The sequence below is a fragment of the Alicyclobacillus tolerans genome (assembly GCF_048984885.1).
In the GTDB taxonomy this organism is placed as follows: Bacteria; Bacillota; Bacilli; order Alicyclobacillales; family Alicyclobacillaceae; genus Alicyclobacillus_I; species Alicyclobacillus_I tolerans.
In genome coordinates this window covers 2,950,535-2,976,999 of the sequence record NZ_JBMGNK010000002.1, presented here as the reverse complement: position 1 = coordinate 2,976,999, position 26,465 = coordinate 2,950,535, and the positions used below count along the sequence as shown (strand labels likewise).

The window sequence follows — 26,465 nt, the reverse complement described above, 5'->3', positions numbered from 1 at the left end:
TCAAATGCCATTCTTACCCTTTAATCTCCGGAGTTATCCCCTGTATTGCCATATACTGATCCTGTGGTTGACCCGTCTCCTGAATCACTGCCGTTATTCTGTTGTGAATTGTTTTGTCCGTCTTGTCCATCATTTTGATGATCTTGACTGTCGCCGTGATCTCCATGTTTTTGAGAAAATTGTTGAATCAGGTTTTGCAGAACTGAGTTTGCGTAGCCCGGATTTCCTTCCGTTTCTTGTTCAGCTCTTAACAATCCTTTGGCCCAAACATTTAAATCACTCGTGCTGTTATCCGATGTGCTCGTGTTGGTGGACGTACTCGTACTGCTTAGCAATCCATTTAATTGATTCAATACTTGTTGCTGGTCATTGCTCGGAAGTTTCTCAATACTTTTTAGAATATCTTTAAAATCTCCCACCTGTTGATCTAGGTTGCTGTTCTCACTGGAAAGTTGTTGTAGGCTCTGTGATGGAGAATCCATAGAGAAGTTTTTGACGTCGCCATTCCACTGGTTCACAATACCTTGTTTTTGGAGCACTTGCTGTACTGCATAAAGTTCAGCATAAGTTGTGCCGCCATAAACAAGAGCACTGCCCTTGATGCCGTCGTAATTTGCGATTTCTTTCTGAGCCTGGACAAAGTTGCTGGTAGCTGCAAACACAGCACCTCCCGCAAGCAGCGAGCCAAAGAGCGTACCAACGACTGCACCGGTAAGGAGAGATTTTTTGTCTGGCTGTAATTGACTGAACCATTTCTTCATCAAGTTTACCCAACCCCTTTTACTTCGATGGATGAAGCCAGTAAGCTATTGAATCTGGCTTGAAAGAAAAGAAAAACTGGCAGACAGGCTGGAGGACACCTGATTGCCAGTTAAACCACGTAATCATTCATGAGTGGCAACTGGCAAGCATGGCGATTCTCTCGCTTTAGCCCCTTTAGCTTTGCGTCCCTGCATTTCCACAGGTTTGCCTTTGACACATGTTAAATTTAATTCTTAAATTTGTTTTTATCATAATCATTCTATTCGGGCTTGTCTATAAAAAATAGAATATAATTAAATATTTTTGCATATTTCAACCTTTCTCCATCCGCGAACCGAATTGATAAACCATAGATGCTCCGCATGCAACACGTCGTCCAACGTTAGCACGCTTTCTTCTACAAGTCCTCGTTTTAAAAGATGTTGGCGCAGCGTACCTGCTAAAAGGCCACAATGGCGATGGGGTGTCCAATAGCGACCCTTATCCCATACGACTAAATTACCAATCGTGAATTCAGTTACTTCACCACGCTCATTCCAAAGTAAAGTATCAAGTACATTAGGATTGGTTGAAACGTGTACTTGATAAAGGTTTCGATAGGTTGTTTTGTGATAGAGAAACAAGTTTGTTGAGTCCACGGGGTTTTGGGCAAGCATGATTTTTAAGACAGGGTTTTGCCTGGTGCTTTCTGGGTTTGGCAGTGCATCGGTTCTACCGTGCATACGTTCTGTAGGTTGAAAGTTGATATCATATCCTCCTTTTGCATCCACAGTCAGACGTACGCGCAAAGCTGCTTCATGAAAATTGGCGATGCTCAGTGAATGCAAATCAGCAAGAATGCGTTCTTCTGGCAACGGGAAATGGAAAAAGGCTGCGGATGATCGCAATCTTTCCATATGTTCCTCTAATAGCACAAACTGTCCATCTTGCAGTAAGAGTGTTTCTAGTAAAGCAAATTCCTTATGGTAAAAAGGTGAACGATTTTGTCTGAGAAATGCTGTTTTCGCCTGAGTCTCACGCCACTCTTCGGTTGGTGTAGAATCTATGGTTATGCCTCCGCCAACACCGTATTCAGCTTGCCAAGTGTTACCCTCTTGATGCAATGTCACGGTACGAATGGCCACGTTGAATAACGCATCTCCGCCTGGTTTGACATAGCCAATAGCTCCACAGTAAACTCCGCGCGGTTCAGCTTCCAATTCAGTAATACGCCGCATTGTTTGAATTTTTGGCGCTCCAGTAATCGACCCGCAAGGGAACAAGGCGCTAAAAATGTCTTCCAAACGGACGTTGGGTTGCAAGTTTCCACAAATGGTGGAGGTCATTTGCCAAACGGTAGGATATTCTTCAATTTCAAACAGCACAGGTACATGTACGCTGCCGATTTTACAAATCCGGCTCATATCGTTGCGCAGCAAGTCGACAATCATTAAATTTTCCGCTCGATTTTTTTCGGATTGCTTCAACCAATCTCTGTTGTACAGGGTTTCCTCCAGCCATCGACCTTTCTCGGCGGTTCCTTTCATCGGTTTGGTCAAAAGAATACGTTCAGAACTTTCTCTAGATGCAGAGGTACGGAAAAACAGTTCGGGTGAGAAAGAAAGCAGACGCCAACCGGGAAATTCTAAATAAGCTGCATACGGGCAATTTTGCTGTTCTTTCCAGTATTCATAGAGAGTCTGCGGATTTTCATTCAATATGGTATGCAACCGATAAGTGTAGTTCATCTGATAGGTTTCGCCGGCTTCAATCAACCGTCTTATAGTATCGAGATCATCCGCAAATTGCTGTTCCGTCTTGGACGGCGTCCATTGATTGGGCAAATTTATGGAAGCGGTTTGCGGAGATTTTGCAGCTGAATGTCCATGCTGGACGTCTGCAAAAATGGCAAACCAAGCTAGTGGCAGTTCTGTTTGCTGCGCACAGACTTGATAAGCGTCGTCAAAAGCTGGGGCGGCTTCATAACTCAGAAAACCGGCTGCGTAATAGCCCGAGCGACTCCATGATTCAACATTTTGGAGGACAGGCCGTACTTCGGATAGCTGGTGTGCGGCAAAAATTTTGATCGGTTGTGAGAAGCAAAGTTGTTCAGGCTGATTGTTTTCATCATAGAAGTCAAAACACAGTTTGACAGAATCTTTCATTGACACGTTAGAATCACCTTCAAAAAAGTTGATCACTTCGCTATACTGTACACAGTGAAACTTTGTCAAATCTTAAAATTTCGGATAACCTGAGTAAAGAGATAGAACAAGCATGGTAAAGGGTTGAAGGCGCAGGAGGGAAACCGTTGTTTCGAACCTACCAGGTCTTCTGGAATCGTATGTTTCAGGTCATAGACGCCTGCATTGTCATTTTGTCGTTTTTTGTCGCTTGGCGTATCAAATTTGATACTGGACTTCTTCCTTACCGCGGACACGAACCATTGGCTAGCTTTTTGCCGGCCATTTTAATCAGTTTGCCGCTCTTCTGGCTGGCTAACTGGATAGGTGGTCTTTATAAGCCAATTCGTTCTCGCACTTTTTTTCAAGAAGGTGCGGCGCTCATTCGTTCGCTGTTTTTTGGCATGTTGTTTTTCATGAGTTTGCTCTATTTTCTCCATTTGGCTCAATTTTCGCGTGCCGTTCTGATTTTATTTGCAGTTGTCTATGCGGCGCTCATTGTTGTGGAGAGAATAGCTGTCCGCGGTGCGCTCAGTTTGCTGCGCAGTCGCGGTTTTAACAAGAAATTTATTTTGCTCGTAGGATATACGCCTGCCACAGCGCGGTTTATTGAAGCTATGGATGCGCATCCCTGGTTTGGCTATCATGTACTAGGATGTGTTTTACCGCAGGGGGCAAGTTTTATCACTCGTGAAAAACCTGCCTTGCCAGTTCTTGATTCAATAGACAATCTAGGTAATGTGCTTCATGAGCATTTGGTCGATCACGTTCTTATCTCGCTCTCCCGCCAGGATGTGTCTTATCTTCCGCATGTCATGAGTGTTTGTGAAGCGCATGGCGTGCAGTCGCTGATTCTCCCTGATTATTTCGATGTTCTGCCTGCTCGTCCACGCTTTGAGACATTCGCGGGTATGCCGTTGATTGATACGCGCTATGTGCCGCTGGATGACGCTCTCAACGCTATGTTTAAGCGAGTGTTTGATATTTTATTTTCTGTACTTGTTTTAGTAGGCTTGTCTCCGCTCTATTTGGCTATTGCACTGGCGGTCAAACTGACCTCTCCTGGTCCTATCTTATTTAAACAGGAGCGAGTTGGCAAAAACCGCCGCTTGTTCACCATGTATAAGTTTCGTACCATGGTGGTGAATCCCTCAGTTTCATCGGTTGTTGAGAATGTTGATGGCAACCATGAAGTGGCGGTCACTCAGTTGGAAGCGGATTTGGGTTGGACGGTTCCCAACGATTCAAGGCGCACAGCGCTTGGCAAGTGGCTGCGAAAAACCAGTCTTGATGAGTTGCCGCAATTTTGGAATGTTTTGATTGGCGATATGAGTGTCATTGGCCCGCGTCCAGAACGTCCTCAGTTTGTCGATAAGTTCAAGGAGGAAGTTCCTAAATACATGGTCAAACACCGTGTGCGTCCGGGTATTACAGGTTGGGCGCAAGTCAATGGTTGGCGTGGCGATACTTCCATAGCGGAGCGAATCAAGTTTGACATCGATTATATTGAAAATTGGTCATTGCTCCTCGATTTTCAAATCGTCTGGAAAACGCTGACGAGAGGGTTTGTGGATGAGAATGCGTATTGAAAAGAAAGATGAAAAATCTGGATTGGCAGACTATTCATCGTCTAATCAACCCTTCGTACAGGTGCAAATGGTAACTTATAATCATGAAAATTGGATAGAACGCACCTTATTATCTATTCTTCATCAAACATATCCACTTATAAGAATATTAGTCATAGATAACAATTCTTCCGATCAAACAGTTTCCAAAATACATGCTCTTTTTCCGGATATAGAAGTCATTGAAAATCAGAGAAATATTGGATATTCTGCTGCGCATAATCTTGGTTTCCAAAATGCTTTGGAATCTGATATAGAATGGGTCATGACCATCAATCCGGATGTCGAACTATTACCTGATTATGTTGAAAAGATCATGTATCGTATACATGATTTTCCGGATGCAGGTGGTTTTACGGGGAAATTGCTAAGGGGTAAAGAAAATCCGTACAACCAGATTGTTGATAGCACAGGCTTGGTTAAAGGCCCATTTTTTCATGTTTTCGATCGCGGCGCTAATTGTAAAGATTCTCCTTCTAACAGTTTTTCAAATGAGGTTTGGGGAGTTTGCGGTGCTGCTGCAATTTACTTTTTACCTATGTTCATGGATATTCAAATGTGGAATGGAAATTATTTTGATGAATCTTTTTTTATTTACAAAGAAGATGTTGATGTTTGCTGGCGTTCACAAATTCGCGGATGGAAATTTTACTATATTCCTGATGCTGTTGCCTACCATAATCGAGGATGGAAAAAGAATTCACCGCCTTCTCAACTAGCAATAATTCATTCGTTTGCCAATCAAATTGCGCTATTGATGACATATGCAGAGAACCCACTCTATAAATTCCTTTGTATGATGGTAGAGTTCATTAGGTTGACGAGAATATTCATTGTTCATCCAAGTTTAGCCACACAGATATTACAAAAAATATTTAAACAATATCAATTTGTCATACAAAAGAAAGCTTTTTATCGGGAAAATTCAGAATGGCGGGAGGTGAGCAGCTAAATGGTCTCTGTACTCTTAGTTACTTATCAATCATCAAAAGTATTAGAATCATGCTTAAAACATTTGGCGGATTGTTCCATGGCAGATCAATTGGAAATCATATTGGTGGATAATGCATCAAGAATGGAAGATTGGGAGTATACAAAAAAATTATTGGATATGTATCAAGAGAATTTCTATAGTGTAAAGTCAATGAGACTAGATAAAAATCTTGGTTATGCTTATGCGAATAACAGAGGGGCGGAGAATGCTGAGGGAGAGTATTTGTTATTACTCAACCCAGATTGTTATGTAGGAAAGGATGCTATTGAAAAATGCTTGCATGTTCTTGAAAACAGACAAGATATAGGGGCAGTTGGCTGTCAATTAAGGATGCCAAATGGTGAACTTGATTTAGCCTGCAAGCGTTCACTTCCTACATTATGGAATTCAGCAATGAAATTTTCAGGAATGGCTAAAAGATTTTCTCGAGCAAAATGGATTGCCAGTTACAATTTGACCTATTTACCAGATGATATTTCTTGTGAAGTAGGTTGTATTTGTGGAGCATTCCTATTAACACGCATGAGTCTATATCGAAAACTATCTGGATTAGATGAAGATTATTTTATGTATGGTGAAGATATTGATTTTTGTAAGAGATTAAAAGATAGAGGATTTTTGATTTGGTATTTAGGTGAAACGACATCTATTCATGTGAAGGGTGGTAATGGAGGGAAAAAATCAAAGAAAAGTTTGCATTCCTTTTATAATTCCATGGATATTTATTTTCGAAAAAATTCTAACCATGCTCGTTTGAGCATTTGGATGGTTCAATGTCTTATACAAATCATTTTATTTCTTCATAAATTAAAATTTGATTGGGTTTCCAAAAGTATTAAAAATGTATGATTGTAAAGGAGATTATAAATGAAGGCACTCATATTGAGCGGTGGGACAGGAAGTCGATTAAGACCTTTAACATACACGAATGCCAAACAATTAATTCCAGTTGCTAATAAACCGATTCTTTATTATGCTATCGAGGCCATTAAGGAAGCGGGTATAGAAGAAATAGGGGTTATTGTTGGAGAAACCAAAGATGAAGTGATTTCTGCATTAGGTGATGGTAGTGAGTGGGGAGTGAGTTTTACATACATTCCTCAAGAGGCGCCACTTGGATTGGCGCATGCTGTTAAAATAGCGGAAGATTTTATTGGAAAAGATGATTTTCTTATGTTTTTAGGAGACAATTTGGTTAGACAGGGAGTTAAATCATTTGTTGAACAATTTCAGAGAGAGAAGCCTAATTCACTAATTCTTTTGTCACGTGTAGATGAACCACAAAGATTTGGTGTTGCTGAACTGGATGGTGGAAGAGTTATACGTTTGGTTGAGAAACCCAAAAACCCACCAAGTGATTTGGCGCTTGTTGGAGTATATCTTTTTGATAATCATATTTTTCAAGCTGTACATTCAATTCAGCCTTCTTGGCGTAATGAATTAGAGATAACAGACGCTATTCAATATCTTGTTGATCAAAACTTTAGAGTAGATGCGCACATTATTGATGGATGGTGGAAAGATACAGGGAAACCAGAGGATGTCTTGGAAGCTAACAGAATGATGCTGGAACAAATTGATTCTCGAGTGGACGGTTATGTATGTGAACATTCACAAATTATAGGACGAGTTGTTGTTGAAAAAGGGGCAAAAGTCATCAAAAGCACATTGCGAGGTCCACTGATTATAGGTAGCGGAAGTGTTGTTGAGGATACGTATATTGGACCATTTACAGCCATTTCGGAGAATGTAGAAATAAAAAATAGTGAAATAGAAAATAGCATAGTATTAAAAGAAGTGAAAATTTCCGATATACAGTGCAGGATTGATTTTAGTTTAATTGGCAAGGGAGTAAAAATTCAAAAACAGAATAATAAACCAAAAGCATATAATTTTGTTATTGGAGATAATGGGCAAATAGATTTGTAAAATTGGAGGATATAATGTTTTCGAGAATTCGAGAGGTTTACGATTATCGAACTATGTTTTGGGGATTGGTTACCTCAGATTTAAGAACAAGATATAAAGGATCAGTGCTTGGGTTCCTGTGGACATTTTTAAATCCTTTATTGATGCTATTGGTCTATTCAGCAGTTTTTTCGTTAATTATGAGATCGAATATCCCGCATTATGCAGCTTTTCTTTTTATAGGCTTGTTAGCATGGAATTTATTTTCAACTTCATTGAGTTCTGCATCTGGTGTTATTGTAAGACAAGCATCTTTAGTCAAAAAAATCTACTTTCCAAGAGAAATTTTACCACTTGCTATTGTGGCTTCAAGTGTAATTAATTATATATTTTCACTAGCGATATTAATACCGTTCTTGATATTATCAGGAATTTATCCTTCGTGGTCCTGGTTTATGTTACCGTTGGTTTTGATGTTTGAGGCAATTGCAACAGCAGGTTTTGCACTTTTGTTTTCATCTATTAATGTATATTTAAGAGATGTAGAGCATGTTCTTAATATATTTTTAATGGCTTGGTTTTATGTAACACCTGTTGTTTATTCCTTGAGTATGATTCCACATAAGTATGCAGAGTTTTTTAAATTAAATCCAATAACGGATTTTGTTGTTTCTTTTCAAGGAATCCTTTATTATCATCAGCCGCTTAGATGGAAGCTGTTCGCATATGCAGTATTATTTAGTTTGATAATTTTAGGGATTGGCTGGATGGTATTTAATAAATTGAATCGTCGATTTGCGGAGGAAGTTTAGAATGGCAGAAGTGGATTATGCAATTAGAGTGAAGAATGTAACAAAGAAATTTAAGATATACGGCGAGAGAAACCAGACTTTAAAAGAGAAGCTTCTATATGCAGGCAGAGCAAAACACAAAGAATTTATTGCACTTGATAATGTATCTTTAGATATAGAGAGAGGTACAACTATAGGGCTTATTGGTGTGAATGGTTCTGGTAAAAGCACATTGTTAAAAATTATTTCAAGAATATTATATCCAGATACAGGGACTGTAGAAGTAAATGGTAGAGTTTCAAGTTTGTTGGAACTTGGAGCTGGATTTCATCCGGAGTTTACTGGCTTGGAAAATATTTTTCTTAATGGTTCATTAATGGGGCTTTCTAAAAAAGAATTAAGCAAACGCGTGGATGAGATAATTGAGTTTTCCGAACTCGGTGATTTTATTTATGAACCGATTCGTGGCTATTCATCTGGAATGTATATGAGACTAGCGTTTTCTATAGCAACACTGATTGAGCCAGATATATTGTTGCTAGATGAAGTCCTAGCCGTCGGAGATGCAGCATTTCAAGCAAAATGTATGAGAAAAATGGAAGAATTAAGAAATAAAAATAGGACAATTGTACTGGTAAGTCATGATTCAAACGCTGTAAGGAGGATATGTGATAATGCTGTATTATTACATAAATCAAAAATTATTGAAAAAGGAAGTTGCGATTTAGTGATAAATAGATATAGTCATGTTATGTTTCAATAATGGAAAGGAGAAATTTACTATTAATAAGAAGTTCATAAATAGTATCTATGAATTTGGATTAATAAATACTATCAAAAGATCGATTTTGTATACATTAAGATTAATGTATAATCCTATTTACCATTATTTATCTATAAATTTTATAATTAACAGAAAAAAGCAGATAAAAATAATTAATAAATTTATATACAAACCGAAATTTAGCATTATTATGCCGGTTTATAATGTGGGAATAGAACATTTAGAAGAAGCAATAAATTCAGTTGTAAATCAAACATATCCAAATTGGGAATTATGTATTTATGATGATAATTCTACTGATTTAAATATCAAAACAAAACTAAAAGAATTAGAAAAAACAGATAAAAGAATTAACGTTAAATTCGGTGATGAAAATAAAGGAATTTCAATTGCTTCAAATGAGGCGATTAAAATGTCAAGTGGTGAATATATATGCTTTCTTGATCATGATGATTTAATAACTGTAAATGCGTTGTTTGAAATTGCGAAAGTATTACAAAAATGTAAATGGGATTTAATTTATACAAATGAAGACAAAATAAATTTAAAAGGGAAATTTTGTTTTCCGTTTTATAAAAAAGATTGGTGTGTTGATCTTTTGTTAAAATCAAATTATATAACACATTTCTCATGTTATAAGAAAGAAGTTGGAGAAGAAATAGGATGGTTTAGAAAGGGATATGAAGGAAGTCAAGACTATGACCTTGTTCTTAGATTTTCGAAAAAAAATAGAAGTGTATATCATATTAAAAAAGTGCTATACCACTGGAGAATGACCGAACAATCAACTGCATTAAGTTCTGATAATAAGCCATATGCTTATGATTCTGCAATACGAAGTTTGAAGGAATATTACTTGGAGAAGGGGCTAGTAGGTGAGATAAAAATGATATATCCGGGACATTATATTTTTATTAAAGGTGATGATTTTAAATGAAGATCTCTGCGGTAATACCTGTTTATAATGGAGAAAAATTCATAATAGAAGCTATTAATAGTGTATTAAATCAAACAAAAAAGCCAATTGAATTGATTATTGTAGATGATGGCTCTACAGATGGTTCTGAATTTATTTTAAAAGATATAAAATCTGAAACAATAGAGATTAAAATAATTAAGACGGAAAATGGCGGTCAATCAAGAGCAAGAAATTTGGGTGTAAATATTTCAAAAGGAGATTACATCGCATTTTTAGATCAAGATGATGTATGGTATGAAAATCATTTGGAAATTTTATCTAAGCCTTTTTATAATTGTAATAATATTGGGTGGGTATATAGTGACTTAGATGAATGCGATAAAAATGGTCTAATAATTACAAAAAATTTTTTAAGCACTTTACCAATTAAACATCCCAAAAAAAAATTGGCAGATCTATTATCAAATGATATGTTCATACTGCCTTCAGCATCTTTGATTAATAAAAAAGCATTTTTATCAGTTGGAGGATTTGATGAAAGATTATCGGGATATGAAGACGATGATTTGTTTTTAAGAATGTTTAGAAATGGGTTTGATAATTATTTTATACCGAAAGCACTTTCAAAATGGCGAATTTATAATGAAAGTACATCATACTCTTATAGAATGGCAAAAAGCAGGAGGATTTATGCTGAGAAGTTAATAAATAATTTCCCTGATGATTATTTTATGGGTAGAAATTGGGTAAGGGATTGTATTGCTCCTAGATTTTATAATAACGCTATTTCTCAATATTTGTTGCTTAATGATATGAAAAAATATAATCAATGTAAGGAAATTTACCCTGATATTATTATTTATAATCGACTATTAAAGAATTCAATTTATAGAAAAACAAAGGTAAAGATAATGAAATATCCAGCATTATATTATTTGTTAAGAAAGATAAAATCAAGATAACCGGAGGTTCTCATGCGCATTCTTGTCACTGGCGGTGCTGGTTTTATTGGTAGTAATTTTGTACGCTATACGCTTTTGCATCATCCTGATGACACTCTTGTCAATTATGATGCTTTAACGTATGCAGGCAATTTAGAAAGCCTGCAAGATATACAACAACATCCCCATTACCAGTTTGTTCATGGAGATATCCGTGATGGCCAGAAACTCAGCGAGATCGTCCAAAAACATGGGATTGAGGCTATAGTCCATTTTGCGGCAGAGTCGCATGTCGACCGCAGTATTCACGAGCCAGCCGCGTTTGTGGAAACCAACGTGCTCGGGACACAAGTGCTTCTTGACGTGGCCAGACAGGCGAGAATTCAAAAGTTTGTTCATGTGTCCACAGACGAGGTGTATGGCACGCTTGGCTCAACCGGTTATTTTACCGAGGAAACGCCGCTTTCGCCCAATAGTCCCTACTCCGCGAGTAAGGCTGGTTCAGATTTACTCGTCCGAGCCTATCATGAAACCTATGGGTTAAACGTCAATATTACGCGTTGTTCCAATAACTATGGCCCCTATCAGTTTCCCGAAAAGCTCATCCCTCTGATGATTTTAAATGCGTTGGAGAATAAGCCGCTGCCCGTTTACGGGACCGGAGAGAACGTACGCGATTGGCTGCATGTAGAAGATCATTGTCGGGCGGTCGATCTCGTTTTGCGCAGTGGTGTTCCAGGACGTGTCTACAACATTGGTGGTCACAATGAACGTCGCAACATCGATGTGGTACGAGAAATTTTGCGTGTGCTAGGCAAACCAGAAAGTCTGATTCAATTTGTGACCGACAGACCGGGACATGATTTGCGTTATGCGATAGACCCGACGCGAATTGAACAGGAACTTGGCTGGAAACCGAACCACACTTTTGAGACAGGTTTACGCGAAACGGTTGAATGGTATGTAACGCATCAGGAATGGTGTGAACGTGTCAAGTCTGGAGAGTATCAACGATTCTACGCATTGCAATACGGTGGAGACGCGTCATGAAAGTGTTGGTGACAGGCGCAAACGGTCAACTAGGTTATGATGTGGTTCGTCTGGCCCTGCAGACAGGCCATGAAGTTTTTGCTGCTACACGTCACGAGCTGGACATCACCCATTTGGACGAAACGCGGCGTGTAATTTCTATGCAAATGCCTGAGGCAGTGATTCACTGTGCCGCCTATACAGCGGTGGATGCGGCTGAGTCGGACGCAGACACTGCGTTTCGCGTGAACGCCTATGGTACACGCAATGTAGCGTTAGCTTCCGAAGAAGTTGGAGCGCGGCTTGTCTATGTGAGTACTGATTATGTTTTTGACGGTTGCGCAAACCAACCGTATAGCGAACATCATCCAACCGCGCCACAATCGGTCTACGGAAAATCTAAGCGTGCTGGTGAGGAACTGGCGCAGATGGTTTGCCGGCGCCTTATGATTGCTCGCACCGCTTGGGTGTACGGCGAACATGGAAATAATTTTGTGCGTACCATGCTGCAGCTTGGACGTACACGCGAAGTCGTGCGTGTAGTGGATGATCAAATTGGCAGCCCCACCTATACTAGGCATTTGGCCGCCGCACTATTAGCGTTGTCTGAGCAGGATGTGTACGGCATTTATCATCTGACAGGTGGCGGTCACTGTTCATGGTACGACTTTGCGGCGGAAATTTTTCGCCTTGCCAGTTTGCCTGCGCGACTGGAGCCTTGCAGCACAATCGAATTTCCCCGCCCGGCGCCCCGTCCCGCCTATTCAGTGTTGGACAATTTAGCGCTTCGCGTCAACGGAATGCCGCGATTACCGGCTTGGCAAGATGGCTTGCGAGCGTATTTGCAAGAAATAGGCGAATACAAAGAAGGGAATGTTGACGTGTGAAAGTGATAGACCGTTGCCTAAACGGGGTTCTTTTGCTTGAACCCGTTGTCCATGGAGATCATCGAGGATTTTTTCTGGAAAGCTTTCGTCGCGATCAGCTGAAAGATTTGGGTGTAGCAGAAGAATTTGTCCAAGACAATCATTCCCTCTCTGCAGAAGCCGGAACACTTCGTGGTTTGCACTACCAAAAGCCACCTGCTGCACAGGGCAAATTGGTACGTGTGACGAGCGGTGCTATCTACGATGTGGTGGTGGACATTCGCAAGTCATCGCCGACATTCGGACAGTGGCGGGGGTTTCTGCTCACCGCCAGCAATTTTCGCCAGCTTTGGGTTCCGCGCGGGTTTGCGCATGGTTTTTGCACACTCGTTCCTCAAACTGAAGTTCAATACAAAGTGGATGCGCCCTACAGTCCTGAGCTTGACTGCGGCATTCTTTGGTCCGATCCGTCGCTTGCTATCGATTGGCCGTACAGTCAGCCTGTTCTTTCTGACAAAGACAAACGCCATCCTCTGTTTAACGATGCGGAACATTTTGAATCCATCATTGAATAGCGGATCGGCAAAATGACCGGCTTTTTTCCGCTCATTGCCTTGGCACTTGCGCCGCGAGCGCATTCTGTGTAAGGTGACGAAAAAGGAAATAGATATGTAGGAGTCGGATGGATATGAAAGGTGAGAGTGACCGTTGGTCTCATCCGGATGAGCGGAATCTAGTGAGCCAAACCAGCGACGGGAATTACGGCAACGGCCATGAGACATGGAAGATTGGAAGCGCTTGGACCAAATTCCTTTTCCCCTTTCTTTTTGATGTGGATATTGCAGGCTACGCGGATTCGGCACATCCCAAAGTGAGTGACTATTTTGTGGAATCACAATGGGTGCGCCGAGTGTGGGTAGAACACGAGTACGACCTTGCAGAATTAGACAACATGCTCCCCTACGTCAAACAGTATCTAAAATTACCAGATAACCACAGGCGTTTTCGAATGAATGACGCTTGCATCAGTCCACGATTGGTGTTTGCTTTTCAACAGCCCTCCTTGGCTTGCGCATTTCGCATCGCTTCCATTGAGATGGATATATTCTATAACGGTGTAGGCTTTATCTCCATTGAAATTGAACCGCTTGCTGAAGGTGGCCCATGTCCTAAAGCGCCTCTCACCATCGAACAAGTGGAACAAACCAATGCCCAATTGGCTTCTATTACGAATGGTGTTCCCTTTCGCGTGGTGGGTAGTGTGTTTCAGGAAGAAGAGATGGACAGAGAATCGAAACTTTTTCTAGATAACGAATATGCGGATTGGTGCGATTTACATAAGTCTTACACACTGAAATCTTTGCTGGATGAATTACTATTATTGCCATTTCGGGAAGACGACCATCTTTCCATCACCCCAATGATCGATCGTTTTTTGCCGATTTACGGTGCACTGCTTCTTCACCCAACGCGCGCTTCAGAGCCGATTGAACGGCTGGACGAACAGTTTTTTCACTTCGCGGAAAGCCATTTGACGATTCTTCGCAAGACGTTTACGCCCAATCATATCAGTCGTTTTTCGCAATTGCACGTGGATGAAGAAGGGCATAATTATATGCCTTACCACAATGTGATTCATTCTCAATCTTTAGATGGCGGTTTTGTGCTTGCCTACGATAATGGACTGGCCCATTACCAAGGTGAGCGGCCGCGAGCTATGGAGTCGTTTCGCACAAACTATTTTTATATGATGCTGGTTCCCTTTCATCAGCGTCTCTCCATATTGCGCTATGCTTCAGAGATGGCGAATCTGGCAGTTTCACCGAGGCGCGGCGAACGAGCTCGCAAAATTCGTGAGCAGATTTACGATTTCTCGTCTCGGTGTTATTTTCGTCAAGCCTCCGTCAGTGAAGAAAGAAATACGATTTATCGACGTTGGCAGTCCATCTTTCATGTTACCGAAATGTTTCTCGATCTTAAACAAGAGGTTCACGACATTGATAATTATCTGGCCGAACTCTATCGTTCCCGTGATGCGGCTTTGCGCGACAAGATGATGCGCCGTGATATGCGCTCATCTCAATTGTTTGGCCTCATCACACTCGTTTTTCTGCCGATTACGATTACTACGCAAATCATCATGAGTATTCCTGTACTGCAAAGTTGGATTCAGCCAGAACGCCATCCGCTTCATTCCCTGATGATTTTATTTCTCATGATTCTCTTTGTGGCCTGCATGTTATATTTCATTTTGCGTTACGTGCGGCGAGCTGCTATCAAGGATGTCTAATGAGCCCATGGAAGTAAGCGGTGGATTTTGGGGTATTCTACTATGGATGATTGAAAACTTCCTTTCATTTGTTTGGTAGTCCAATGAATTCGGCGGTATGATAAGGGAAGAAAGACAATAGGATACTGTTGGCAGGAGAGTGGTGGAGAATGAACGCACTGCAACAATTGCATCAACTTGGTCAGAGTATATGGTATGACAATGTAGAACGCGGTCTGATTGAATCGGGTGAAATGGCTAAACTGATTAGTCAAGGAGTGCGTGGAGTCACCTCCAACCCAACCATTTTTGAAAAGGCGATTCTGGGCGGACACCATTATGATGAAGCGATTGCCGAAGCGGTTCGCAAAAATTTTACACTCGATGAATTGTATGATGATCTTGTCTTTCACGATATTCTGGCTGTGGCCAAATTATTGCGTCCTGTGTATGATGAGTCCAAAGGCGAAGATGGATACGTTAGTCTGGAAGTTTCACCCCGTCTGGCTCAAGACCAAGAGGGTACTGTAAAAGAAGCATTACGTCTCTGGCGAGCTTTGCAACAACCCAATTTGATGATTAAAGTTCCGGCAACTGACGCGGGCATCGGAGCGGTTCAAGAATTGATTCGAGAAGGTGTTAACGTTAACGTAACGTTAATTTTTGGCTTGCATCAATACGCTCAAGTGCTCGAAGCGTATATTCGCGGTTTGGAAGCTCGCCATCAAGCAGGGCAGTCTCTGCATGTGGCTTCTGTAGCCAGTTTCTTCGTCAGTCGAGTAGACACGCATGTAGACCATCAGTTGCAGGAAAAAGGTAACCAGGAGCTGCAGGGCAAAGCTGCGGTGGCCAACGCTCAACTTGCGTATCAGCACTTTATGAAAGTTAGTCAGAGTGATAGATGGAAAAAACTTTCTGATGCAGGAGCCCAACCCCAACGTCCGCTGTGGGCGTCTACCAGCACAAAAAACCCTAGTTATTCACCATTACTTTATGTGGAGACGTTGGTAGGCCCGCAAACTGTCAACACAGTCCCTCCAGTGACACTTGAGCATATTCTCAAAGCAGAACAATTTTCGCGCACTGTTGATGCGGATGTGTCTAACGCAGAGAAAACGGTCCATGATTTGCGCGCAATTGGACTGGATTTAGAGGAAGTTGGCAAGGTTTTACTGAGAGAAGGATTGGATAGTTTTAGCAAGTCGTTTACCACACTTTGGGACGCGTTGCAGAAGCGAATTGACGAAGCGAAAAAATAAAATAAAATGAGGTAATTTCTGATAAAAGCGCTTTCTAAGCATTGACAAACTTGTGTGGACTGCGCATAATAAGCGTGTCATTGACTATGAAGAATAAATGGTCTTGTGTCCAGTCACCTTTGATAATTCTGTTCATATCATGGCAACATAAAAACTGAATGCAAGTGAAGTCCTCGTTAGGCGAGGCTTCTATACGAAAAGATGCCACTGCCCGGAAACGTGGAAACACGCCAATGGGTTGAACAGGTACTGCCGGCTTAAGGCTTTACTTAATGTGGCTGGGGGAATCCCTAAGTCGTATAGTGCCAAAGCTCAACCAGGGGGATAATGAATGTAGACGCGTGTTATATTTGCGCGTTCACATAACCCCCTAGGACTGTGGTCTTAGGGGGTTTCGTAGTGTCGGGCTCAAAACAAGGAAGGAGGTGGTAGGTATGGATAGTTCCCCTAGTCGAACTAGTCAAATTTTTTCATTGTCGTTTTGCATGAGTTTTCTTTACAGGGGGAGACTGTCCTCCTATCCCGAATTCCGAGGTGAGTCCAATGGCAAAAAATCTAAACTATATTGAAACAGACGCACAACTGGATTGGAAAATTCGCCAGCAGGATATGCAACGTGTTGCCTCCCTCCATGCTAAGCGTGGAATTTGGGCCAAAATCATGTTGCTTCTCGTTTTGATAGGCCCTGGCGTTTTGACCATGATTGCTGATAATGACGCAGGCGGCGTCATCACCTATGCGCAGACTGGCGCGACTTACGGTATAGGTTTCTTTATCCCATCGCTGATTATTGCTGGCTTTATTGCTTATGTCGTACAGGAAATGACCGTTCGTCTTGGTGCTGTTACCCATCGCGGTCATGCCGAAATGATATGGGGTCGATATGGTTCCTTTTGGGGCTGGTTTTCACTGGTCGATCTCGTTATCGCGAATGTCTTGACCCTGGTTACTGAGTTCATTGGCATTAAAATTGGCATGGGTGTATTTGGAGTACCCACTTGGATCAGCGATGTTCTGGCGATTGCTTTGGACGTTTTTGTCCTGCTGGTTCTGCGCTACTACACTTGGGAGCGCATCTCACTCTGGATTGCGGCAGGTAACTTGATTTTTATCCCGCTTGTGCTGATGGCTAAACCTCATTGGTCGGTGGTGGCGGCATCTTTTGCCAACTGGAACATTCCTGGCGGATTTACAGCCATGTTCTTGTTCATTGTATTGGCTAACTTTGGAACAACCATTGCTCCGTGGATGCTCTTCTTTCAGCAATCCTCGGTGGTAGATAAAGGTTTGACGGTGAAAGATATTAAACACGGACGTCTGGATACAGGCATTGGTACGCTGGCTATGGTTCTTGTAGCACTGGCTATCATCGTTTTGACGGGTTCGCTTGTTCATGGTACGGGTAACGCCAATCTCAATATCTCGCAAATTATGGATATTATTGGACGTCGCTTAGGGCCCACTGGAGAGAAATTGTTTGCTCTAGGATTGGTTGAAGCGGGTACGATAGCGGCCATTGCCTTGACGGCCAGTACATCTTGGGCTATGGGGGAAGCGTTCCATTGGCCAAAGAGCATCAACATGCCAGCTCTGAAAGCCTGGAAGTTTTATTTGCCGGGAATTCTTAGTGCGGTTTTGGCGGCTGCTATTGTCATGATTCCGCATGCTCCACTTGGTTTCTTGAATATGCTGGTGCAGGTAATTGCGTCCATCTTTATGCCTGCCGCATTGCTCTTCTTGCTCTTGCTTCTGAATGACAAAGAGGTTATGGGGGAATATGTCAATCAAAAATGGCAAAATATTTCCGGATTCGTCATTATTGGCCTGCTCGTAGTGCTGAATGGTCTGTATGGTTTGACGGTTATATTCCCCAATCTCTTCTCGTGACGAGAGAAACAATGAGTGAGTTCATTTCGATAGACAGGGAGGTTGAACCACATGTTGAACAACGGATCGGCAGAAAAAAATGATGTTTTGGTAGAACTCAACAAGGTGACACCCATTCCCGTTCATGCACCTTTACAAAGAGCCAAAGTAAAGGGTTGGGTCAATGTGGTGTTCTGGGGATTGCGGATCTACATTCTGGCTATGGTTGTTCTGGTCATCATAGGTTTTGCCAGGGGGACTTTGTGAGATGGATATAGACGGTTCTCGATGTAAAGATGATGTGAAATTCAAAGGCACCGACAGTTAAACGCTCTGGAATCTCAGGTCGTAATTATCTGTCGGTGTTTTCCTAATCAAATACAGGGACAAATTATTTTTCTTCTATATGAACATTTTCCCGGGTCATATGATACACTAGATCTACCCCGTACATTTTCATTTCATGAACATACTACACGTTTATTTTAGTTGTCAATTCATGGGTATGTTCACCCAAACACCTCATTGTAAGTGAATATTGCAGATAAAAGGAAGACTACACTCTTGAAATGGCGGACAAGATTTTGGGCAGGATTGTTTTTGACCGGAGTGTTATATACTTTCACATTTTTACAAACGAATCATAACCATTTGTTGATTCTGTTATTTTTGTTTGTGTTGGCGCAGGTTTTCATTTTATTTCCAGTTAAAATAGGCAGGCTAATCATTTTTCCAGGCACATTGGTGGCAAATTTATTAATCTTTCGCAGTGCACCGCTTTGGCTTAGTCTTGCTTTATTGGTGGGTACTCTGCTTTCTTCCAATTGGATTGTATCACGTGAACTATCTATTCGTATAAATTTTGCCCAATCTGTCCGGCGCTATTTTTCTTTTGCTGTAGGCTACCTGATTACAGATGGATTTATGAACCTTGCTGAGGGCTGGCCGCCATTGGCACTGGCGGTTTCATCAGTATTTCTGTTTGAATTTATTCAGTGGCTTATAGATACAAGACAAGTTGTGATTCGCAATCCCAAAAAGTTCTTTTATGGTGGATGGCGATATGTTTTGTTGCGTCAATCCTATTGGCTCTGGCCGCTTCTGGCTGCCGTTATAGGACTTTGGCGCTCGTTAATCGTGGTAACCACCAATGATACAAATATTCGCAACGACCTGTTCTGGATTGCGCTTCCTTATATCAGCTTCTCCATGCTGATTTATCATTTCAATGAATTGCGCGAAAAGCAGCAGGAGCTCCATTTTCATTATCGGCTGGTTGCGGAGAATATCAATCGATACATCGTGTTTGTGGATAAATCGCAAATCATTCGATATTGCTCTGGCAATTTAATTGAAAAATGGGGTGATTTTTGTGGGCAGTCACTGGAAGCGGTTGCTTGGAAATTTCTTTCCGAAGATAACATGTCAAAAATTGTGAAAGGTTATCAAAAGGCTCTGGAAACAGAAAAATCACAACAGTTTACATTTCATGAGCATCGCGCAAATCATTTTATTGCGTTCGATCTCGATATATCTCCCGTCATGAATGAGCAGGAGCGTTTGCTTGGTGTGGTACTCGTGGTTAATAACGTGACAGAACGAGAGCAGTGGCGAGAGAAAGTGGCTAAGGCGGATCGGTTGGCAGTGGTCAGTCAAATGGCTGCGGGTGTCGCTCATGAAATTCGTAATCCAGTTACTTCAATTAAAGGTTTTTTGCAACTTTCACGTGATTTATATAAAGATCATCCAAAATATTGGCAAATGATGTATAGTGAACTGACCAATATAGAACAGGTGATTAACGACTATTTGCAACTAGCGCATTCTCTTTCCGCATCGACTGCTATTTACTTCAATTTGCGCGAATGGTTGTACATATGGATGGAAGAAGTACGGAGTAAAGCGCAGCAACAGAGTGTTTATGTGGATGAACGAGTGGTGGAAGAAGATGTGTGGATTTTAGGCCATCCGCACGCTTTGGGCAGAGCGTTTGCTTGTATTTGGCAAAATGCGCTTGAAGCTATGGGTCAGGGTGGGAGATTAACCATTTTACTTGAAATAAGAGAAAATAAAGTCGTTTGGCAAATTATTGACACTGGAGTTGGCATGTCCATAGAACGTGTTCGCCACCTGGGAGAACCTTTTTACGGCACTTCCGAGCGAGGGATAGGAATTGGTTTAATGATTGCCAATAAATTAGTATCTGAGCATCAAGGGGAGTTGGTTATTGAAAGTAAACCAGGTCACGGTACCCAAGTAACCATTCGATTGCCAAGATACACCTATCCTCTGCCCAAACCTCAGGGTTCAAATGGCATCAATTCTTAGACTGTGATTTAATGCGGCAAAGTAAGCGGGGTTGGAAATTCGCCGCTCTCTTTTAAACTTTCTATATCCACCAGCAGCAGAGAACGAAGTACAAGCTGGGCAGCGCCATGTACAACCGTCTCAGGTGAGGCAATGTGTACTTTGACACGGCGATTGAGGGAAACAGCGCGATTGGCGACTGTGCGTTCAATATCGGGCAAGATATAGTTTCCTGCTAACACAATCGGTCCACCAATCATGGCAATTTGCGGATTCAATCCATTTAATACATTAGCAAGCCCAATGCCAATATGTTGACCAAGAGTTTGGAAGGCGCGAATATAGAGAGCATCGCCCATATCAGCGCGTAGAACACACTCCTCAATAAAATGCGCACTTGGGAATGAGGGGAGATTATAAGCCCCAACCTCCTGAAGGTAACGAAGAAGTGCCCGTTCGGAAGCGTATTGTTCCCAACATCCATATGAGCCGCAAGAACATTTCAGCCCCATTGCAGCAATGGTTGTGTGTCCAAATTCTCCTGCAATTCCATCGTATCCATGAATCAGATTGCCATTGGTGATAATACCCACACCTGTTCCCATGCCTACGTTGACAAAGACCAGATGGTTCAGATGGCAGGTTTGTTGTACAGCTAATGCGCCACAATTCGCGTCGTTGTCAATAAAAATAGGGATTTTTAGATTTGCGCGCAAGCTTTCTAAGAAGTTCCACTCATGAATTTCAAGGTTCGGCAAATAATGCAGATATCCGGTTTGTGAATTGACCATGCCAGGGATGGCCACACCTGCTCCAATGACGCCGTATTTACTCGTTGGTGCTTTAGAAATCACCTTTTTTGAAGCAGCAATAAGACTCTGCAACAGTGCTTCCTGAACACTCATTCCATCAGACAGATAGATGGGTTCGTGATGTTGTTCTATGATTTTGCCGCTCAGGTTGCAGAGGGCAACAGTCACATGAGTAATCTGTACATCGATACCAATGCAGTAGCCGGCGTTTTCGTTCAGGGAGAGCAACATGGGTTTGCGGCCGCCGCGTGATTCACCATAACCAATCTCGATAACAAACTCTTCCGCAATGAGTTCGTCAACAATGGAAGAGATGGTTGCTTTATTCATTTCAAGTAAATTGGCAATATCCACTCGAGAGATAGGGGCATTTTGGTAGATGGTTCGAAAGACAGCTGTTTTATTGAAACGTCGCATCATGGCGCTGTCGATGGAGGTGGTCAAGGTTTCTCACTCCCAACCTAAAATAGCGAAAAAATTTTCGAAAACGAATTGAAATTTCGTTGAAATAAGATTGAAGATAGTTTATCATACAAACCAAGTTCAGAAAAAGAGGACGCTTTCATAAGATTGGAGACCTTTTTTACTCATCTTTACTTGAGGTTTCGTTGAATCGAGCAACCATGGTCCTATTTTTTCGCCCAATTTGACAACCAATGAAATCGAAAGAAAGTTTCTCCTGTAAGCGTTCTCCAGGTCAATCTTTACTTTAAATCTTTTCGTTCCATAAGGCGCGCGTTTCTGCTTGCTGATTCGATAGCATGCAGAATCGTGAATGAACACGCCAATAGGAGGGGTCATACGTGAAAAAATTTAGAAAAATAGGTGTCGCGGCAGTAGGAGTTTTGACATTGACTGCGCTCGTTTCTGGTTGTGGAACTGCCAATACGACGAATTCTACACCAAGCTCCAGTGCTCCGGTACCAACAGGAAATGCTGGAACAACTGGCAAATTGGAGATTTTCTCTTGGTGGACAGGTGTTGCATCATCTAAAGCGTTGAAAGCTTTGATTCATGTTTTTAATGAAAAATATCCTCACGTCCAAGTTATCAATGAAGCAGTGGCGGGTGGAGCAGGTTCAAATGCGCATGCCGTTTTGGCTAGCCGCATGACAAACAACAATCCTCCAGGAACCTTCCAAGTGCACGCCGGTAATGGATCTTTGTATTCTTGGGTACAAGCTGGAGACTTGGATTCCTTAAACAACCTTTACCAAAGTCAAGGATGGTTGAATAAGTATCCGAAATCATTACTCAATTTGATTACCTTTAATGGGAATATTTACGCTGTGCCTGTAGATATGCAGAGAGCCAATGTGCTTTGGTACAATCCGTCCATTTTCAAGAAATACAATCTGACACCACCAACTACCTTTAGTCAGTTTTTCCAAGACGCTAAAGTATTAAAAGCGCATGGTATTACTCCGCTTGCTTTGGCCAATCATGGAAACTGGGAAACGACGCTTCTCTTTAGCGACGTATTGTTAGGTACGGTTGGATATACGGATTACAACAAATTATTGCATGGTCAAATGTCTTGGAACAGTCCTGGTGTTGTGCAGGCTGCGAATACCTTCACCAAAATGATGCAATATACCAATTCCGATGCTTCTGCCTTGCACTGGCAGCAGGCTGATCAATTGGTGGCGAATGGTCAAGCGGCTATGAACGTAATGGGTGACTGGGCACAAGGTTACTTTAAGACCACGTTGAACCTGACACCGGGCAAAGACTTTGGTTGGGCGCCGACACCTGGTACTCAAGGAGTGTTCTCAGTAGTTTCCGACGTCTTTGCTCTGCCTTCCAAACTCAGCGCTTCACAAAAAGCAGTGGCTCTGAATTTCTTGAAAGTCCTTGGATCGGCCGAGGGGCAAAAAGTTTTCAATCCATTGAAAGGTACTTTCTCGCCTCGTCTTGATGCAAATCCAAGTGATTACGATGCGTACTCTCAAGCGGCCATGAAGTCGTATCAAAAAGACCAGCTCACACTTTGTATTGGTCAGGGTGCTGTAAACCCAGGCTTTACTACAGCCTTTGAGAATGCTATGGCCATTTTTGTTACAAACCACAATACCAAGCAGTTTATTCAATCTATTGAGAATGCGGCTCAAACCAATCCTTTGAGCTAAACTGCTAGGATGCTAAAAAAGAAGAAGGCTGCCCCGTCTGTGCAAAAGCCAGGCGGGGAACCTTTTTGCAGCGGTATAAGTCCGCTAAGAATATGTGAGATTGGCAGGTGAGAGCGCTTGAGTCAAGTGGTGGATGTGCAATTAGCCAAAACAGGACCTGAACGTCGGAGAAAACGGCTCTCGTCAGGGAAAATTTGGTCTATGATCACGTTGATTCCGTCCATGATTCTCTTACTCATTTTTGTGTATGGTTTTATTGGCTGGACGGGTTGGGTTTCAACAACCGCTTGGAACAGCATCATTCCCAATTTTCTTTCAGTAGGTTTAAAGAATTATCAGATAGTCTTTCAAACGTTTCGTTTTCAATCAGATATTCGGAATATGGTTGTTTTTACCGTTCTATTCATTCTCATCTGTCTGATTGTAGGCTTGTGTCTGGCATTATTAATTGATCAGCGCATTAAAGCGGAGTCTTTTTTCCGCAGTCTCTATCTCTTTCCCATGGCGATTTCTGCAGTTGCCACGGGTGTTGTTTGGTCTTGGCTGCTGAATCCAGACACTGGCGTGAACTTGATATTAAAAGCTTTTGGGTTTAAACATGTGCCCCAATGGTTTCTGAGTACTCGAATAGTTCCAGGTATTCCGGGTGGACAAATTCAAATTGGTATTCCTATTGCTCTTTTGGCTGTGCTGATAGCATCCGTTTGGCAGATGTCAGGCTTTGCAATGGCCGTATATCTTGCTGGATTACGCGGTATACCTGATGAATTAAAAGAGGCGGCAAAAATTGACGGTGCTAATGCCTGGAGAACTTTTTGGTCAGTCATTCTCCCGCAATTGAAGGCCACGACAACAACCATCATTATTATTTTGACTGCAGCATCCTTGAAGGTGTTTGGCTTGATTTATGCCATGACAGGTCCCGGACAGGATTTTGTCACGGATATGCCAAGTATGAATATGTTTCAAACGACCTATCAGGGAGATCAGTTTGCGCAAGGTGCGGTTATTTCCATTGTCATGTTAATTTTGATAGCTCTCTTTATCATTCCCTATCTCATTTCGACTCTACGGGAGGAGGAGTAAACCATGTTGGCGATTCGAAGAATCAATCGCGGGCTGCTCTACGTATTGCTGCTGCTCATTGCCTGTTTTTACCTCATTCCCGTATATGTTGTTTTGGTCACCAGTTTTAAAACCAATACAGAAGTCAGTCTGTCGCAAATGTGGTGGCTTCCACACCAATGGAGTTTACAGGCGCTTGGTGCTGCTTGGCATGCTTTGGGCCCTAATTTTGGTAACAGCTTTATGTTGGCCGTTCCTGCCACCATCTTGGCGTCACTATTTGGCTCCATTAATGGCTACGCATTATCTAAATGGAAGTTTAAAGGCGCCAATGTGGTGTTCTTTCTCATATTGTTTGGAATGTTTATTCCTTATCAAAGCGTATTGATTCCGCTCTTGAAAGTACTTGATTTGATTTCTCTGTACAACACGATTCCTGGCCTGATTTTGGTTCACGTGGTGTATGGAATTCCTATTTGTACACTCATATTCCGTAATTTTTACGCTTCGATTCCAACGGATATTATTGAATCTGCGCAAATTGACGGAACAGGGTATTGGGGGATCTATCGGCATATCATTTTGCCGCTTTCTATTTCTGGATTTGTGGTAGCGGGAATTTGGGAGTTTACACAAGTATGGAATAACTTCCTCTTTGCCGTGGCTGTGACCAATCCACCTCATCAGCCTGTGACAGTAGCCCTTGTCAATATCGCGGGCAGTCAAACTGTGCAATTTAACGAGCAGATGGCCAGTGCCTTGATTGCGTCGATTCCAACGTTGATTGTTTATATCTTCCTGGGTAAATATTTTGTTCGAGGACTACTGGCGGGATCGGTTAAAGGTTAATCAAAAAGATTATGCAGAAGATGTTTCTATTTAGCCGTGCCCAGCAAATGAGCCATTCGGTTCATGAGCGGGTGCGGTTTGATTTTGAAGAAGATAAACGACGTAAAAGGTTTAATAATGCAGAAATACTCACCCACATTGAACCCCAAACAAAAGAAGAGGCAAGAGCGGTACTAAAATGGAAATAAAGATTTGCTGGATTCCCATCCACCGTTATATTAGAGAGAAAGGGAGCATTAAGCGGAGTATGGAGACCCATGCCTGTTAAACTGGATTGGTGGAAGAGGTTAAGTATGTGCTCCCGCAACCAGCCAAACAGGCGGGCGAAACCGGCTGCAACAAGGTACCATGGATAAAGAAAAGCAATCAAGACAGCAACAATGGGCGCAAAAGAGATGACACCGAGATCGAGCAAAAGTATACAGGCCCACCAATACCAGCGGATTCGCAAATAGCGTTCTAGTTTTTCTTTGATGAGTGTAGCGCCCCAGATAGCCAGATAAGGGAGCGGTACAACACAAAGTAAGCGCCAACGAATCGTTTGACGTTTACGCGACAGTGTTTGTGGATTGTAAAAGTTTGTCTCCGTGTCTGGTGGCTGGATATCCAATCGTGGTTTTTCCACTGTAGATGCATTTTCCGCACCGGACATCCGCTCTTTGCGCTTCCATCCAGAATAGACGACGGGGCGCTCAGAGTTGGCTTCCGGTAATTCTTCCACGGTGTTTGAATGTGCATCTGAACGTCGTAACGCTGTACAATAGGCGAGTCCAGCTAAGAATTCACTTTTCGTCATACGTCTTTGAAACAGTTCATGATCTGAGAGATCAAATCCATCCATATCCAAAATCCACAGACCGTAGGTTTGTTCCCATTCCCGTAAAGTTTTTCTTTCTTCTGTAGGGCGACTGTATCTGCGCACGTCTTTCACCTCTGCAGCATGCTCTGCTAGCAGAATACCTATCCTATCGATTTGCTGCAACTGGTAAAAAAAGAGCGATCCAATTGGATCGCTGTAAGGGGGTTAGGGCTGTTCCATGGGAATGATTATAAGTTAGAAATATTGAAAGAGCATTGAAAAAATCAACACTCGGCCAACAGGACAAATTCTCATTTCTGTTCTCT

At 42.0% G+C, this 26,465-nt stretch carries 23 protein-coding genes and 2 riboswitches; of the genes, 19 read left to right on the top strand and 4 right to left on the bottom strand.

Going from position 1 to position 26,465, the window contains the following annotated elements:
• Positions 1-20 precede the first annotated feature (20 nt).
• Both ACOJUR_RS15110 and pabB read right to left on the bottom strand, forming a co-directional pair.
• Entirely contained in the window at positions 21-764 is a 744-nt protein-coding gene (locus tag ACOJUR_RS15110; RefSeq protein ID WP_420950448.1) for a hypothetical protein, read from the bottom strand.
• Positions 765-893: 129 nt separating this feature from the next.
• Positions 894-981: riboswitch (cyclic di-GMP riboswitch) on the bottom strand.
• 74 nt (positions 982-1,055) lie between these two features.
• The gene (gene pabB, locus ACOJUR_RS15105) at positions 1,056-2,906 is read right to left on the bottom strand and encodes an aminodeoxychorismate synthase component I (protein WP_420950564.1); all 1,851 of its coding nucleotides are present in this window, start codon (positions 2,904-2,906) and stop codon (positions 1,056-1,058) included.
• 146 nt (positions 2,907-3,052) lie between these two features.
• On the opposite strand from pabB, the gene ACOJUR_RS15100 reads away from it, so the two are divergent.
• From ACOJUR_RS15100 to ACOJUR_RS15025, 16 genes are all read left to right on the top strand, one after another.
• The gene (locus tag ACOJUR_RS15100; protein ID WP_420950447.1) at positions 3,053-4,513 is read left to right on the top strand and encodes an undecaprenyl-phosphate glucose phosphotransferase; all 1,461 of its coding nucleotides are present in this window, start codon (positions 3,053-3,055) and stop codon (positions 4,511-4,513) included.
• Positions 4,497-5,504 (top strand): glycosyltransferase family 2 protein, encoded by a 1,008-nt coding sequence (locus ACOJUR_RS15095; RefSeq protein ID WP_420950446.1) that lies wholly within the window; start codon positions 4,497-4,499, stop codon positions 5,502-5,504. Before ACOJUR_RS15100 ends, ACOJUR_RS15095 begins: the two co-directional genes overlap by 17 nt.
• Entirely contained in the window at positions 5,505-6,395 is an 891-nt protein-coding gene (locus tag ACOJUR_RS15090) for a glycosyltransferase family 2 protein (RefSeq protein WP_420950445.1), read from the top strand.
• A 33-nt stretch (positions 6,396-6,428) separates the two neighbouring features.
• The gene (locus ACOJUR_RS15085) at positions 6,429-7,475 is read left to right on the top strand and encodes a glucose-1-phosphate thymidylyltransferase (RefSeq protein WP_420950444.1); all 1,047 of its coding nucleotides are present in this window, start codon (positions 6,429-6,431) and stop codon (positions 7,473-7,475) included.
• Between the two features lie 14 nt (positions 7,476-7,489).
• The gene (locus ACOJUR_RS15080) at positions 7,490-8,266 is read left to right on the top strand and encodes an ABC transporter permease (protein ID WP_420950443.1); all 777 of its coding nucleotides are present in this window, start codon (positions 7,490-7,492) and stop codon (positions 8,264-8,266) included.
• Position 8,267: 1 nt separating this feature from the next.
• The gene (locus ACOJUR_RS15075) at positions 8,268-9,008 is read left to right on the top strand and encodes an ABC transporter ATP-binding protein (protein WP_420950442.1); all 741 of its coding nucleotides are present in this window, start codon (positions 8,268-8,270) and stop codon (positions 9,006-9,008) included.
• Positions 9,009-9,219: 211 nt separating this feature from the next.
• Positions 9,220-9,966, top strand: a complete 747-nt coding sequence (locus ACOJUR_RS15070; protein WP_420950441.1) for a glycosyltransferase family 2 protein — start codon at positions 9,220-9,222, stop codon at positions 9,964-9,966.
• Positions 9,963-10,910 (top strand): glycosyltransferase family 2 protein, encoded by a 948-nt coding sequence (locus ACOJUR_RS15065; protein WP_420950440.1) that lies wholly within the window; start codon positions 9,963-9,965, stop codon positions 10,908-10,910. The genes ACOJUR_RS15070 and ACOJUR_RS15065 overlap by 4 nt, the downstream gene beginning before the upstream one ends.
• A gap of 12 nt (positions 10,911-10,922) precedes the next feature.
• Complete coding sequence (gene rfbB, locus ACOJUR_RS15060; RefSeq protein ID WP_420950439.1) at positions 10,923-11,939, top strand: dTDP-glucose 4,6-dehydratase; 1,017 nt, start codon at positions 10,923-10,925, stop codon at positions 11,937-11,939.
• Positions 11,936-12,805 (top strand): dTDP-4-dehydrorhamnose reductase, encoded by an 870-nt coding sequence (gene rfbD / locus ACOJUR_RS15055; RefSeq protein WP_420950438.1) that lies wholly within the window; start codon positions 11,936-11,938, stop codon positions 12,803-12,805. Before rfbB ends, rfbD begins: the two co-directional genes overlap by 4 nt.
• Entirely contained in the window at positions 12,802-13,359 is a 558-nt protein-coding gene (gene rfbC / locus ACOJUR_RS15050; protein ID WP_420950437.1) for a dTDP-4-dehydrorhamnose 3,5-epimerase, read from the top strand. Before rfbD ends, rfbC begins: the two co-directional genes overlap by 4 nt.
• 113 nt (positions 13,360-13,472) lie before the next feature.
• The gene (locus ACOJUR_RS15045) at positions 13,473-15,074 is read left to right on the top strand and encodes a hypothetical protein (protein WP_420950436.1); all 1,602 of its coding nucleotides are present in this window, start codon (positions 13,473-13,475) and stop codon (positions 15,072-15,074) included.
• A 149-nt stretch (positions 15,075-15,223) separates the two neighbouring features.
• Positions 15,224-16,312 carry a transaldolase gene (gene tal / locus ACOJUR_RS15040; protein WP_420950435.1) on the top strand — a complete coding sequence of 363 codons (1,089 nt, stop codon included), beginning with the start codon at positions 15,224-15,226 and terminating at the stop codon, positions 16,310-16,312.
• A 165-nt stretch (positions 16,313-16,477) separates the two neighbouring features.
• Positions 16,478-16,642: riboswitch (M-box (ykoK) riboswitch) on the top strand.
• A 213-nt stretch (positions 16,643-16,855) separates the two neighbouring features.
• Positions 16,856-18,199: an NRAMP family divalent metal transporter gene (locus ACOJUR_RS15035; RefSeq protein ID WP_072873292.1), complete on the top strand. Its 1,344-nt coding sequence runs from the start codon at positions 16,856-16,858 to the stop codon at positions 18,197-18,199.
• A gap of 51 nt (positions 18,200-18,250) precedes the next feature.
• Positions 18,251-18,445, top strand: coding sequence for a hypothetical protein (locus ACOJUR_RS15030; RefSeq protein ID WP_072873293.1), 195 nt, complete (start codon positions 18,251-18,253; stop codon positions 18,443-18,445).
• 297 nt (positions 18,446-18,742) lie between these two features.
• Positions 18,743-20,506, top strand: a complete 1,764-nt coding sequence (locus ACOJUR_RS15025) for an ATP-binding protein (protein ID WP_420950434.1) — start codon at positions 18,743-18,745, stop codon at positions 20,504-20,506.
• A gap of 8 nt (positions 20,507-20,514) precedes the next feature.
• On the opposite strand, the gene ACOJUR_RS15020 is transcribed toward ACOJUR_RS15025, so the two are convergent.
• Entirely contained in the window at positions 20,515-21,741 is a 1,227-nt protein-coding gene (locus ACOJUR_RS15020; protein WP_420950433.1) for an ROK family protein, read from the bottom strand.
• 359 nt (positions 21,742-22,100) lie between these two features.
• Here ACOJUR_RS15020 and ACOJUR_RS15015 point away from each other — a divergent pair, with 359 nt between their 5' ends.
• From ACOJUR_RS15015 to ACOJUR_RS15005, 3 genes are all read left to right on the top strand, one after another.
• Positions 22,101-23,426 carry an ABC transporter substrate-binding protein gene (locus tag ACOJUR_RS15015; protein WP_072873296.1) on the top strand — a complete coding sequence of 442 codons (1,326 nt, stop codon included), beginning with the start codon at positions 22,101-22,103 and terminating at the stop codon, positions 23,424-23,426.
• A 201-nt stretch (positions 23,427-23,627) separates the two neighbouring features.
• The gene (locus tag ACOJUR_RS15010) at positions 23,628-24,512 is read left to right on the top strand and encodes a carbohydrate ABC transporter permease (protein ID WP_370541886.1); all 885 of its coding nucleotides are present in this window, start codon (positions 23,628-23,630) and stop codon (positions 24,510-24,512) included.
• 6 nt (positions 24,513-24,518) lie between these two features.
• Complete coding sequence (locus tag ACOJUR_RS15005; RefSeq protein ID WP_420950563.1) at positions 24,519-25,340, top strand: carbohydrate ABC transporter permease; 822 nt, start codon at positions 24,519-24,521, stop codon at positions 25,338-25,340.
• 61 nt (positions 25,341-25,401) lie between these two features.
• Here ACOJUR_RS15005 and ACOJUR_RS15000 read toward each other — a convergent pair whose 3' ends face one another.
• Positions 25,402-26,322, bottom strand: coding sequence for a hypothetical protein (locus tag ACOJUR_RS15000; RefSeq protein ID WP_420950432.1), 921 nt, complete (start codon positions 26,320-26,322; stop codon positions 25,402-25,404).
• Positions 26,323-26,465 lie beyond the last annotated feature (143 nt).

Excerpts from the sequence above, each read along its gene's own strand:
- ACOJUR_RS15010 (WP_370541886.1), top strand. The coding sequence starts at position 23,628 with ATGATCACGTTGATTCCGTCCATGATTCTCTTACTCATTTTTGTGTAT.
- rfbB (WP_420950439.1), top strand. The coding sequence starts at position 10,923 with ATGCGCATTCTTGTCACTGGCGGTGCTGGTTTTATTGGTAGTAATTTT.
- ACOJUR_RS15030 (WP_072873293.1), top strand. The coding sequence starts at position 18,251 with ATGTTGAACAACGGATCGGCAGAAAAAAATGATGTTTTGGTAGAACTC.
- rfbD (WP_420950438.1), top strand. The coding sequence starts at position 11,936 with ATGAAAGTGTTGGTGACAGGCGCAAACGGTCAACTAGGTTATGATGTG.
- ACOJUR_RS15095 (WP_420950446.1), top strand. The coding sequence starts at position 4,497 with ATGAGAATGCGTATTGAAAAGAAAGATGAAAAATCTGGATTGGCAGAC.
- ACOJUR_RS15065 (WP_420950440.1), top strand. The coding sequence starts at position 9,963 with ATGAAGATCTCTGCGGTAATACCTGTTTATAATGGAGAAAAATTCATA.
- ACOJUR_RS15075 (WP_420950442.1), top strand. The coding sequence starts at position 8,268 with ATGGCAGAAGTGGATTATGCAATTAGAGTGAAGAATGTAACAAAGAAA.
- ACOJUR_RS15045 (WP_420950436.1), top strand. The coding sequence starts at position 13,473 with ATGAAAGGTGAGAGTGACCGTTGGTCTCATCCGGATGAGCGGAATCTA.
- ACOJUR_RS15070 (WP_420950441.1), top strand. The coding sequence starts at position 9,220 with ATGCCGGTTTATAATGTGGGAATAGAACATTTAGAAGAAGCAATAAAT.
- ACOJUR_RS15035 (WP_072873292.1), top strand. The coding sequence starts at position 16,856 with ATGGCAAAAAATCTAAACTATATTGAAACAGACGCACAACTGGATTGG.
- ACOJUR_RS15090 (WP_420950445.1), top strand. The coding sequence starts at position 5,505 with ATGGTCTCTGTACTCTTAGTTACTTATCAATCATCAAAAGTATTAGAA.
- pabB (WP_420950564.1), bottom strand. The coding sequence starts at position 2,906 with ATGAAAGATTCTGTCAAACTGTGTTTTGACTTCTATGATGAAAACAAT.
- tal (WP_420950435.1), top strand. The coding sequence starts at position 15,224 with ATGAACGCACTGCAACAATTGCATCAACTTGGTCAGAGTATATGGTAT.
- ACOJUR_RS15080 (WP_420950443.1), top strand. The coding sequence starts at position 7,490 with ATGTTTTCGAGAATTCGAGAGGTTTACGATTATCGAACTATGTTTTGG.